Raw genomic sequence first — 12879 nt, forward strand, 5'->3', positions numbered from 1 at the left:
TGCAATTAGCAAAATACGAACCAGTTAAGCAAAACAAGAGCCGGTTTAACGCATCCAGTGCTTTAACTTATGATTTGTTCTTAATTACGAAGTGCTCGTAATTGGGAAAGACTCATTTGCTTTTGCGTATTGATTTCAATCGCGTGAGCGTGAATCTGACAGTCTGGATATTGATTCAATATTAAATTGCAGACACGTTGGGCCGAATCAAGGCTATCAAATAGTCCTAAACCTAGCGCAAAATTGTTCTTCATCGTTAAATTAAAAGCCGTGTCGTTAAATACAGATAGTGGAGGCTTATCCTTTGATTTTTCCCAGAACAAATTAAGCAGCTTTGTGTTCCTCATCTTCGCAATATAAGGAACATAACCTTGCTTAAATTCTTTTTCTTCAAGATATAAGTCAACACCACTGAGCAAAGCAGTATCATTGGAAATATGCAAAGCGACATCGGGCGGCGTTTTATATCTCGCTCGCTCGAGATATTCATCTTTTACTTTCAAGCGATAATCACCTGCTATCACCCCAGTGAAAATATAAAATCCATCAAATGCAGTTTCTGTCTGATGTTTGACGATACCAGCACTGTTAACCAATTCAACTGGCACTCTTGACAGTGGTATTTCAATCCCCGTTTCATTTACCGTAATAATTTGTCCTTCAATTTCATTTGAAACGGCCAGAGGAAAGTCCAAGTTATCAATGCTCCCCGCGCGAGCTTTTATAGCGACGCCTTTAATGAGAGGAACTAAAAACGGATCTTCAACCGTTGCATAGTCTAATGTAATATCGGTGGGAACGTTTGTGGGCAAATTACTTAAAACGGCAATGCCAGTTCGGTCTGTTTCTCCGCGCCGCCGAGACTGTACAGAGGTGACTGTTATACCTTCTATAACCTCCTCATCAGCATCAAAAATGCCATTTACGTTTGAATCAATGAATACGCGTACAAGAAGCGTGCCTTTTGATGCCAGAGGAGTAATCGTGTTAAATACACTATTGTATTGTAGAGGAGCCCCACCGAAGCTCAAACGCGCAGAAATTCCACCTGAAAATCCCGCAGCGTCCGATTGTCGCAAAACGCTGGTAAGACTAAAATAATCATGATTCCAAGAGGTTTGTAACTCATAAGCATTGGTAGATGTATCAAGTTGCCTTGAGTAAACAAAGCGCGTGGATATATCTTCAAACGGAGACCAGCTAAGATCAAATCGAACATCATTAAATGCAAACGCTTCATCAAACGTGTATCCAGCATTTAGTCGAGCCATTACCGGACCGAAAGGCTTTTGTAATGACAAAGCTCCAAATTGGTTATCTCCATTTAGTTGATTATTAATAACTGTCAGATTATTAAAAATGTTTATGAATCGTGAAGTGAGCCCCAGAGAATTTCTAAAGGTAGAGTGAGAAGCGTCGTTTTTAGATGCGAGTAATAATTCATTTCGATAAGACAAACCAATTTGATCACTAAGTCTGAACTGTCCGCTAATATCTAAGCGAGTGCTAATACCCTCTTCCCTTTTTATTAAATTGACTTCTCGCGTTTCGGTGCTGGCAGCGTTTAATGCTTGGAAGTTGTCGACTTCTGAAGTCAAAGGCACAGATACTGAAGCGTCAGTTTCAGACTCTGTACTTGTATACTGCGTAAACGCTGCAATAGACTGTCCAAATAATTCAGTGCGTAATGACAGCTCTCCTAAATACGCTCCTTGATCGCTTATCTGAAAGTTGCTCCCAAGTAAAATTGCTTCATTGATTGCGGTGTTACTCGCTAAGTTTAGTTGATTGCTCTGGATATCTCCGCCAAACTGAGATACGACACCCATATTAATAGCAGTTTTGTTAAATAAGTGATATTGGAAATTGGCAGAAAAATTATATCCTAAATCATCTTGTAAACGGGAATTATCGCGTTCTATACCGAAAAGTGAACGGTCGGTCTGTGTCAAAGATGCTCTATAACGAAGCTTTCCTGTATTTATTGACTCACGGTCGAGCAAGCGTTGTTCATTTCGCTCAATGATTTGTCCCTGAGGACCATACATTCTGATAGTAAATTTGTTTAATCCTGCATCCAGCGGTATATCATTAAACTCAAAGCGGCCTGTATTAACTTCAAATTGCTGTGCAACTAAAATACCATTACGATATAGCTCAACGTCCCATCCTATTTGTATTTCTCCACTAATTGAGGTCGCATCAAGATTTATATCGGTACCGCCAGATAAGTTGTCAATTGAGAAACCTCTGGACTGTTGGGCGGTAATACCGTTAGCTTGACGAACAGGCGTGATATCACCGAATTCAAAATTACTTAAATTGTTGATACCAAAAAGGCGGTTATTCTCGTCTGACTTATTAAGCTGTAAACGCGCAATTTCAAGCCAGTCATTCTGATTACCTGAAAAGAAAAATTGTGAATTGAAAAGTGCTACATCGCGTCCACCTAGTAATCCATAACTTCCAACTACGTTGTCATTCCGCTCTGTATATGAGGCGTTAAGTTGCAAATCTATTGCTTGTGGAGAAAGCAAGCCAAACCCTCGTTGTAGACGAGGGTAAATAACTTCATCTGAACGCGATTGCCTCACTTGTTTTTTTTTGCGTTTCAGACGCTGTTGAAAAGGAAGCAACTGCTGAGGTATTAATCTTATTTCTAATTTCTGAAGATCGATTTCTGACTCAATTCCAAACCAGCTTACAAGCAAATCAGATGAAATATATAAACTCGTGTCAATAAATTGATACTGACCTCTATCTATCTCGATTTTCCCTGATACGTCCGAATTAAAGATAAGTGGATCGGTATTTCGTAACGATGTTTGCAAAACAAATTCGTTCTCAAGACGAATAAACCAGCCCTCAAAGCGATTTAGCTGATCATTGTAAAATATTGGAAAATCTAGCGCTTGTACAAAGCCCTCAAACTCGACGCTCACGCCTTTTTCTGTTTTTACTGCGAAAATTTCTCCAAATGTGTAGTTTTCCACTCTAAGAGTGAGGATGAGTTCTTCACCATTGGCAAATCGTTCTTCTGAAAACCGATCAAGCGATGAATTTCTATCACCCTCATCTTGCGCGTATGCGCTAGATTGAATGACAAATATCACAGCAAAAATTAAAGTCGTTACGCACTTCATTCAGTATGGTCTATAAGATTGCAAATGCAGGGTTGTATCAGTTGCGGCTTATTTGCAATTTATATTCCATCTATTTAGATACTTAATTTTACAGCTGTTTAATTTAATTGATCAGCTTAGCCTGTGCCTACCCCACCAAAGCCAACAATATCCCAGCCGCTACGGCCGACCCTAGTACACCCGCAACGTTAGGCCCCATGGCATGCATCAGTAAAAAGTTGTGAGGGTTAGCTTCAAGCCCCACTTTATTCACCACTCGCGCCGCCATAGGAACGGCAGACACACCAGCTGCGCCAACGAGGGGGTTGATATTGTCTTTGCTTAGTTTGTTCATAAGCTTTGCCATTAATACGCCAGCGGCAGTACCAATTGAGAACGCCACCGCTCCAAGCGCCAAAATTCCGAGGGTTTCTAGCGTCAAAAATTTATCGGCGCTAAGTTTTGAGCCCACTGCCAAGCCTAAAAATATCGTTACAATATTAATTAACTCGTTTTGCGCGGTATTGCTGAGTCTTTCTACTACACCACACTCTTTAAGCAAATTACCAAAACAGAACATCCCCACTAATGGCGTAGCAGAAGGTAAAAAAATAAGCGTTAACACCAACACTGCCAGTGGAAAGAGCATCTTTTCCCTTTGGCTGACCTCACGCAATTGCGCCATGGGCAGCTTCCGCTCTTCCTCGCTGGTAAGCAGTTTCATAATTGGGGGTTGAATAATGGGAACCAATGCCATATACGAGTATGCTGCAACGGCTATGGCTCCAAGTAAATCTGGCGCAAGTTTACTGGCAAGAAAGATAGCCGTCGGCCCGTCTGCGCCGCCTATTATGGCAATAGCGGAAGCATCTTGCAGGCTAAACTCAAAACCCGGTATACCGTTGAGCAATATTGCGCCAAAAAGGGTGGCAAAAATACCAAATTGCGCGGCCGCGCCTAATAAGAGCATTCGGGGGTTGGCGATTAACGCGCCAAAATCAGTCATTGCCCCTACTCCCATAAAAATAAGGAGCGGAAAAATGCCTGTGTCTACGCCAACTTCATAGATATAGTGAAGCAATCCACCCGCTTCTGAAAAGCCCGCCAGAGGGATATTGGTTAGCAACGCACCAAATCCAATAGGTATGAGCAAAAGCGGCTCAAATCGTTTTACAATGGCAAGATACAAAAGGCCAAAGCCCACAAGCATCATTATGATTTGGCCAAGTTCAAAATGAGGCAAGGCAGTGCTTTGCCAGAGGGTCATCCATTTTTCCATGCGCGTATCCTCTGATCAGGCAATAATTAGAAGCGTCTGACCAGACTGAACAGAGTCGCCTTCTTTTACGCTAATCGATTGTACTTGGCCGGAAAAAGCACTTCGAACTTCTGTTTCCATTTTCATGGCTTCTAAAATCAAAATGACGTCACCCTCTTCCACTTCATCTCCCTGGGCAACCATTACCTTGAATATGTTTCCCGACAGGGGCGCGTTTATCGGGTTCCCACCACTTTGAGCTTGGGGTTTTTGCTCACCTTGCTCGCTTTGTGAATTTAGGTGGGCTTGAGGCTTTGAATTATTCTGAGTCTCACCATTAACTGAGCTTAGCTGACCATCTTCAGCAACTTCAACCTGATAGATTTGACCATTTACGCGCACGGAGTAGCTCGCGGCTTTGCTTTTATCTGCTGATGAGCCACTGCTTTGAGATTGCGTGTTTTGTTTTTTATCTATACCTTGTGATTGAGCCTCAACTTTTGGTTCAAAGGCTTCGGGCTTGTCTCGGTTTTCTAAGAATTTAAGGCCAATTTGCGGGAAGAGTGCATACGTTAGCACGTCATCAATTTTATCTTCAGCCAGTCGAATAGAGCGTTCATTAGCCAACTCATCCAGCGCCTCGGTCAACTCATGCATTTCATTTTCAAGTAAATCTGCGGGGCGACAGCTTATCGGCTCATCTCCTGCCAGCACGCGCGCCTGAAGTTCTTTATTTACTTCTGTTGCCGTAGCGCCATACTCGCCACGTAAAATGCCAGCAGTTTCTTTCGATATAGAGGAATAACGTTCACCTGAGAGCACATTCATCACCGCCTGTGTACCCACAATTTGCGAGGTTGGCGTAACAAGGGGTATAAAACCTAAATCTTCTCTTACCTTAGGGATTTCAAGCAGAACTTCAGGGAACTTATCCTCAGCGCCTTGTTCTTTCAGCTGATTTTCCATATTAGTCAGCATTCCGCCCGGTACTTGCGCGCTTAAAATACGCGCATCTACGCCTTTAAGGCTACCCTCAAATTTTGCATATTTTTTTCGAACATCCCTGAAGTAATCAGCAATGTCTTCCAAAGCCTCAAGCTTAATGCCGGTGTCACGCTCTGTTCCTTCAACAATCGCAATAATTGTTTCAGTAGCAGTATGACCATAGGTCATTGACATTGGCGATATAGCGGTATCGAGCATATCAATACCTGCATCGATAGCTTTTTGATAACTGGCAGTACTCAAACCCGTTGTGGCATGACACTGCATGGCAATAGGAACAGAAACCGTATTTTTGAGTTCGCTCACTAACTCTTCGCAGGTATAGGGTTTTAACAAACCTGCCATGTCTTTAATGCAGATAGAATGCACGCCCATATCTTCAAGTTTTTTAGCCATATCGAGCCAAAAAGATAAATCATGGACAGGGCTTACAGTATAGGCTAGCGTACCTTGAGCATGCGCACCCACTTTGATAGCAGACGCGATGGCAGTCTCTAAATTACGTACATCGTTCATCGCGTCAAATATACGAAAGACGTCTACGCCGTTTTTATGTGCGCGTTCAACAAACGCTTCAACCACATCGTCAGCATAGTGTCGATAGCCCAATAAATTTTGACCACGAAGCAACATTTGCTGCTTGGTATTGGGCATCGCTTTTTTTATGGCTCGTATGCGCTCCCAAGGGTCTTCGCCCAAGTAGCGAATACAGGCGTCAAAGGTGGCACCGCCCCAAGATTCCATGGACCAATAGCCTAAAGCATCAAGCTTTTCTGCCATTGGCAGCATATCTTCTAAACGTAAGCGAGTAGCCAACAAGGATTGATGAGCGTCACGAAACACTAACTCGGTGAGTTTCAACGGATTTGACATGTTTGTCCCTTTTTAATTTTGCTTGTTCTTTTTTTGATGTGTGTGAATGGCAGCGCTTATAGCAGCTACTATATCGGGCTTTACTGTCGTCGTTGATGATTGATTTTTATTATTTTTTGTTTTTGTAGCTGAAACAGGGAGCGGTTCGGGATACTGACGTACAAACCATGCGATGGTATGTATGCCCGCTATCAATAAGCTTAAAAATGCGAAAACGACAGACATACCAACACCTAATAGCATAGCTGCTTCTATCAATTGTTCCTGCATTCTCCGCTCCCTACTTTTTGCTTGTTATTTGAATAAAATCCGCTTGTTTATAAATAAGCGTATTGAAAACAAGCTCCCAAAATTCAGCACTATTTAATATCACGCTGATTGGCAAAAAACAATTACAAATGCGTGGCTGATTGATCCATACAAATAAAAATTTTAGGATAAAATCGCACAAAAAAACCACCCTGAGGTGGTTTTGCTGTATGTGGCGCGTGCGGAAGGATGACTTCGGGCATCCTGCCCTTCGCCGCTTCGCGGTCGCGCTAAAGCGCGGGCAAAATTGCTCCCGGCAATTTTGTCGAACCTGAGGAGCTTCTCAACCAACCACATGCACTACATACACAAAAACCACCCTGAGGTGGTTTTTGTGTATGTGGCGCGTGCGGAAGGATTCGAACCTCCGACCGCCTGGTTCGTAGCCAGGTACTCTATCCAGCTGAGCTACGCACGCGCAAAATGGAAGTGATAGATTTAAGAAGGTATCACTTACCTAAAAACAGTCTTTGCCGGTGTACAACAATTTTTAGGTAAGTGGCGCGTGCGGAAGGATTCGAACCTCCGACCGCCTGGTTCGTAGCCAGGTACTCTATCCAGCTGAGCTACGCACGCGCTGTTACACTTTTACATCTTTGACTTTTACATCTTTGACGAATCACATTTTCCTTATGTTCGCGATAAATTACACGCTGTACATAAATGGCGGAGAGAGAGGGATTCGAACCCTCGATAGGGCTACAAACCCTATACTCCCTTAGCAGGGGAGCGCCTTCAGCCACTCGGCCACCTCTCCTAAATGTGGTGCGCAAGTTTACTGAATCAGACTCTTAAGTCAATGCTTTTTTAGCGCGATTGAGTCGTTCGCCAGTATTTTACACAATCATAATGCTATTTGGTGAAATAATCATCAAACAGCCTAACATTAAAACAAAAAAACTCAGCGCAAGGCTGAGCTTCAATTTATTGAATATCACGCAACAGATGGCGCTTAGTCAGCGTTGTTTCCGTTGCCTTGGCCTTTTTCAGCCTGAATGCGCATGTAAATTTCTTCGCGATGCACCGACACATCTTTTGGAGCATTTACGCCGATACGCACCTGATTACCCTTTACACCTAAAACAGTCACAGTAACGTTATCGCCAACCATTAATGTTTCACCTACTCTACGAGTCAAAATAAGCATTTTTAGCTCCTTTAAATGATGACCGCTAGTTGTTTGTTATGAGTTATTTTCACAGTCATGTAAAAACTATACTCTATAAGTTCTTGTTGCGCCAAGAAAACAGGGCTATGGCGCATTTTCAATCAACAACCAAGCAATTTATATACTCAAACTAAACGAATTGCGTTCAATTTACTGATTCTTTAATAAAGTCTTCAACTGAAGACAAAGCCTTATCTAAGTTTTCAGGTTGAGAACCACCTGCTTGGGCCATATCAGGTCGACCACCACCCTTTCCGCCTACCTGCGAGGCTAAATGATTGACTAAATCACCCGCCTTGATTCTGCCAATAAGATCTTTGGTAACCCCTGTGATCAAATTGACCTTACCATCCCCAGCAAGTCCAAGCGCGATAACGCCAGACTGCAATTGATTTTTTAAATCATCCATCATATTTCGAAGGGCTTTTGGCTCCACACCTTCTAATTTTGCAACAAGCACTTTTATGCCTTTTACTTCAACTGTATTAGACAACAAGTCTCTGGACTTTTGTCCTGCCAATTGTTGCTCTAATTTCGCCAAAGTTTTTTCTTGCTGTTTTGCCTGGTTTAGCGCTTGCTCGAGTTTTTGCTTAATACTACTTTTATCGGCTTTCAAAAGAGCAGCTAACTCGACTAAAGTATAGGATTCATTTTGTACAAAAGTAAGTGCTTTTTCACCTGTAATGGCTTCAATTCGTCGAACGCCACTGGAAATACCGCCTTCAGATACAATTTTAAACAGCCCAATATCCCCCGTTCGGCTTACGTGCGTGCCGCCACAAAGTTCTGTAGAAAATTCGCCCATTTGCACCACGCGCACTTCATCATCATACTTTTCACCAAAAAGTGCCATCGCGCCAGATGCCTTTGCTTCATCCAATGCCATCATTTTAGTTGTCAAGGGATGATTCTTTCTTATCTGTGCATTAACCAGGTTCTCAATAGTCTGCAACTGTTCACTGCTAATACTCTCAAAGTGGGAAAAATCAAAGCGAAGTTTGTCTTCATCTACCAGAGAACCTTTTTGCGTAACATGCTCTCCCAACACTTTTCGCAATGCAGCGTGCAGTAAATGGGTCGCACTGTGGTTAAGCTTTATAGCTTCTCGACGCGTATCGTCAACTTCAAGCCTTACTTCATCACCTATACTCAGGCTACCTGACAGTTTTACTTGATGAGCAAAGGCCTTGCCCATTTTTTGGGTGTCGCTCACTGTACCTTGAGCCTTTGTTGACATTAGCGTGCCGGTATCGCCAATTTGCCCGCCCGACTCTGCATAGAATGGGGTCGCATCGACAAAAACCAAGACCTCGCCATCACTTGCACTTAACACTGGTTTGTTGTTCTGTATAAGCTGTATGACTTTTCCTTGGCCGCTTAAGGCTTCGTAACCCAAAAATTGAGTATCCTCATCGACCTTAACCATGTCGTTGTAGTCTGCACCAAACTTACTTGCAGACTGCGCTAATGCTTTTTGTTTTTGCATTGCCTCTTCAAAGCCGGCTTCATCAACGGTCAAGCCCTGCTCTCTTGCAACATCATTGGTTAAATCAACTGGAAAACCGTAAGTGTCGTACAGTTTAAATGCCAAGTCGCCCGGGACTTGTTTACCGTCTAGTGATTCCAGGGCTTGGTTAAGGATGCTCATGCCACGGCTTAAGGTGTTGGCAAATTGTTCTTCTTCTACTTTCAGAACTTTTTCAATCACTTGCTTTTGTTGTGCAAGCTCTGGATAGGCTTGGCCCATTTCTTTAATCAGTTGATTAACAAGTTGATAAAAGAAAACGTTTTCACAGCCCAATTTGTATCCGTGTCGGACTGCCCGACGAATAATTCGGCGAAGTACGTAACCACGCCCTTCGTTTGATGGCATTACACCATCGCAGATTAGGAAGCTGCAAGAGCGAATATGGTCAGCGATAACCCGCAGTGATTTATTTTCTAAATCCTTCGTGCCTGTGATGTCCGCGGCAGACTTTATTAAGCGTTCAAATAAGTCTATTTCATAATTACTGTGCACATTTTGCATTATCGCTGAGATGCGCTCGAGGCCCATTCCGGTATCAATGGAGGGCTTCGGCAAAGGCTCCATGGTGCCATCGCTTTGACGATTAAACTGCATGAAAACCAGATTCCATATTTCTATGAATCGGTCGCCATCTTCTTCAGGCGACCCGGGAGGCCCGCCCCAAATCTGCTCGCCATGGTCATAAAATATTTCAGAGCATGGTCCGCAAGGGCCGGTATCGCCCATTGACCAGAAATTATCCGAAGTAGAAATGCGAATGATTTTATCTTTTGGCACACCAATTTGGTCGTGCCAGATATCAAAAGCTTCGTCGTCTTCCGAATACACGGTTACTAGCAGTTTTTCTTTAGGCAAGCCAAGTTCTTTTGTTAAAAACTCCCATGCATATTTGATCGCTTGTTCTTTGAAGTAGTCGCCAAAACTAAAATTGCCAAGCATTTCAAAAAAAGTGTGATGGCGAGCGGTATAACCCACATTTTCCAAATCGTTGTGCTTGCCGCCTGCACGCACGCAGCGCTGAGATGAAACGGCGCGAGTATAGTTACGCTTTTCTGCCCCTAAAAACACATCTTTAAACTGATTCATGCCCGCATTTGTAAAAAGCAATGTGGGATCATCAGCCGGCACGAGCGATGAGCTTGCTACTTCTTGGTGGCCAGCTTTTGAAAAGTACTCAATAAATGCGCGTCGAATATCAGCGGTAGAGCGGGTCATGCAATTTCCTATTTGGTTGTGCGGCTTATTTCCAGCGCGCAAAGATATCATGGTTAAGGAGCAAAATTAAGCGGTCTAACGCAATGGAGACTAAAAAATTTCTTGAATATGCTCACTTAAAAAACCGCGATATTGCAAAAACCGCTTTTGCTTTTGTTGTTCATCCCAATTTTGAGGTACTTCAGGCCCAAAGCGCTTTATGCGCACGTTTTCTGCCAGCTCAAACCAGTTGAATTCTTCTGAATAAAGAAATGACTCTAAATTTAAGCTAACAATGTCCTGTTGCTCGAGGCTTTGTTTTATAAATGCGGGGCCTTTTCCTCTCTGATACGCCGATTTTACAAAGCTCTCAACGTAGCGTTCGTCTGACTGAATCTTATTATTAATAAACTGTTGCAGAACCGATTGGCTCAATCTCGCTTCATAGCCTTTTTGCTTTAATTTTTGCAGTATTTCGAACTGACTATGTTCGCGTCTTGACAACATGCGAGTAATTGCATGACGTATCGCTTTGCGCTGCGTATCAGTTGATTCCTCTTGCGTTTGTTTTGTGTTTTCAGTTTTCATTATTAAGGCATGCTTATCACTATGTTTGCTTAGGATGATAAGCATTTTTACTTAACTCACAAGACCAGGGCGTATTGAATTTTGCCGTCCTATATGCCATCAACGCCCTGACGGTGCTAATTTATTGACGAAACCCTTCCAATAAGGCTGGAATACCTGGCAGCAAGCCAACAATTGCCATTACTGAGGTAAGCGTTAAAAACATGATCCCCGGAATAATCCATCTACTCATGCGAGTGAGTTCAGAGCTTCTCTCTTTACAACCAATTAAGCCAAGATTATCCAGTAACATCGTAAGTGACCAACCGAATGCAGGATTGACCAGAGTCGATGCAAAAACAACAATGGCAGCTGACTGGGTTGTTTTCCCTTCTCTTGTCATTTCCATTCCTGCTTCAAGTAAAGGGATAAACACGCCAACAATTAACGCCACGCACAGCACCGGTTCCCAAATGGCCAAGTCCATCGGATATCCCCATAAACCGGCAATCACACAAAATATAGCGGTCAAAATTGCTCCGGCAGGGATGGGACGTTTAGCGATGGCAGCTGGCACAATGTAGGTTCCCCAGGAAGAGGTAAAGTTTGCTCCGCCCATAAGTGAGCCAATCGTTTGCCGAGCTGACGCACTGACCATCGTGTCGTCGATATTCATTTGCACTTTTTCACTGCGCTCTGGATAGCTTATTTTTTGAAAAACCTGATGTCCTAAAAAATCGGGTGACCACATCGCGACAGCTAAAACCGCAAAAGGAAGCACAACAATAAAACTTTCGACGCTAGGCATGCCAAGCATCCATCCGGTATTTTCACCCCACCAGTACATTGGGTTCATGTTAGGAAAGCCAGGTGCAGTTTTAAAACTAAATGGCGCACCTAATAAAAATGCAGTACCACCACCTAGCAAGCAGCTAAGAGGTACGGCAAGCCAACGTTTTTTCCAGTGTTCAAGTAATGCATATAAAAGAATGGTGCCAATGATCACAATAAAAGCGATATGACTCATTTGAATAGCATCTGCCCAACTAAATAGCTTTTTGACCTGTGAAATGGTTCCAATAAACCCTAAATAGAGTAGTAAGCCTCCACATACCCCTTTACTGGTGAGCTTTGCCAGCAAACTTCCCCCTTTGCTTATCGCCAGTAAAAAACCAAAGGCGCCAATCAACAGCCCAAATGCCATGGGGTGACCACCTGCTGCCACTACAATCGGGATCAGCGGAATTAAAGGACCGTGGGTACCCGCAAGGTTAGCTGTAGGCAGTAAAAAACCTGAAAATAAAATAATAAAGAATGAAACGATGATGAGTTCATAACGCACATTTTCCAGTACAAAATTATCTGCCAGGCCTAAAGGACCGGCGAAGGTTGCAGCAATTGCGCCTACCATGACAACTTTGCCAATAGTGCCTGCCATTGCCGGGATAGTATCTTCCCATTCAAATCGGTAATCTCTAAACGGCAAGTTAGGTCGCCATCGCTTTGGCGCCATAATTTGTAGCTCATGCTCCAAATACTGCTCACGCGTTTCGAATTCACTACTTGGTTTGTGTTTCGCTTCGTAACTGTCTTTATCAACATGGCGCTTATTCTCAGCGTCTTTATTCATGGTAGATGTGTTACTTGCTGAAGCTGCACTTGTTTTTCCCGTCATTTCTGCACTCATAGTGTCCTCCATCAAGTATTTACTTGTTGCAGTGATTTAAAACAAATTCATACTATGTGAAATGAAAGCGCTACATTGTTAACTGAAAGTAAATTATGTTTCTATTGTTTTACATTTAATCGCTTGAGATGTGTTTTATCTTTGTTAATGGTACGAACAAAAAACGTA

The 12879-nt window shown here is 43.0% G+C and carries 8 protein-coding genes and 3 tRNA genes; all 11 read right to left on the minus strand.

Going from position 1 to position 12879, the window contains the following annotated elements; all coding sequences use genetic code 11:
- Window positions 1-80: 80 nt before the first annotated feature.
- The 11 genes from D6V41_RS02725 to D6V41_RS02775 all read right to left on the minus strand — a co-directional run bounded on the left by D6V41_RS02725 (window position 81) and on the right by D6V41_RS02775 (window position 12654).
- A complete protein-coding gene (locus tag D6V41_RS02725) occupies window positions 81-3143 on the minus strand; it encodes a collagen binding domain-containing protein (protein WP_136249916.1) in 3063 nt (1020 codons plus the stop codon).
- A 127-nt stretch (window positions 3144-3270) separates the two neighbouring features.
- Window positions 3271-4401: a sodium ion-translocating decarboxylase subunit beta gene (locus tag D6V41_RS02730; protein ID WP_136249917.1), complete on the minus strand. Its 1131-nt coding sequence runs from the start codon at window positions 4399-4401 to the stop codon at window positions 3271-3273.
- Between the two features lie 15 nt (window positions 4402-4416).
- Window positions 4417-6258, minus strand: coding sequence for a sodium-extruding oxaloacetate decarboxylase subunit alpha (gene oadA, locus D6V41_RS02735; RefSeq protein ID WP_136249918.1), 1842 nt, complete (start codon window positions 6256-6258; stop codon window positions 4417-4419).
- 12 nt (window positions 6259-6270) lie between these two features.
- A complete protein-coding gene (locus D6V41_RS02740) occupies window positions 6271-6528 on the minus strand; it encodes an OadG family protein (protein WP_136249919.1) in 258 nt (85 codons plus the stop codon).
- A gap of 380 nt (window positions 6529-6908) precedes the next feature.
- Window positions 6909-6985 (minus strand) — tRNA-Arg (locus D6V41_RS02745).
- Between the two features lie 81 nt (window positions 6986-7066).
- A tRNA-Arg gene (locus tag D6V41_RS02750) sits at window positions 7067-7143 on the minus strand.
- Between the two features lie 88 nt (window positions 7144-7231).
- Window positions 7232-7324: transfer RNA gene (locus D6V41_RS02755), tRNA-Ser, on the minus strand.
- Between the two features lie 195 nt (window positions 7325-7519).
- A complete protein-coding gene (csrA, locus tag D6V41_RS02760; RefSeq protein ID WP_136249920.1) occupies window positions 7520-7714 on the minus strand; it encodes a carbon storage regulator CsrA in 195 nt (64 codons plus the stop codon).
- 166 nt (window positions 7715-7880) lie between these two features.
- Entirely contained in the window at window positions 7881-10478 is a 2598-nt protein-coding gene (gene alaS, locus D6V41_RS02765) for an alanine--tRNA ligase (RefSeq protein ID WP_136249921.1), read from the minus strand.
- Window positions 10479-10568: 90 nt separating this feature from the next.
- On the minus strand, window positions 10569-11045 hold the full coding sequence (locus tag D6V41_RS02770) for a regulatory protein RecX (protein ID WP_168710941.1): 477 nt from the start codon (window positions 11043-11045) through the stop codon (window positions 10569-10571).
- A gap of 121 nt (window positions 11046-11166) precedes the next feature.
- Window positions 11167-12654 (minus strand): DUF3360 family protein, encoded by a 1488-nt coding sequence (locus D6V41_RS02775; protein WP_136250082.1) that lies wholly within the window; start codon window positions 12652-12654, stop codon window positions 11167-11169.
- Between the last annotated feature and the right edge of the window lie 225 nt (window positions 12655-12879).

The sequence above is a fragment of the Ningiella ruwaisensis genome, assembly GCF_004798935.1.
GTDB lineage: Bacteria > Pseudomonadota > Gammaproteobacteria > Enterobacterales > Alteromonadaceae > Glaciecola > Glaciecola ruwaisensis.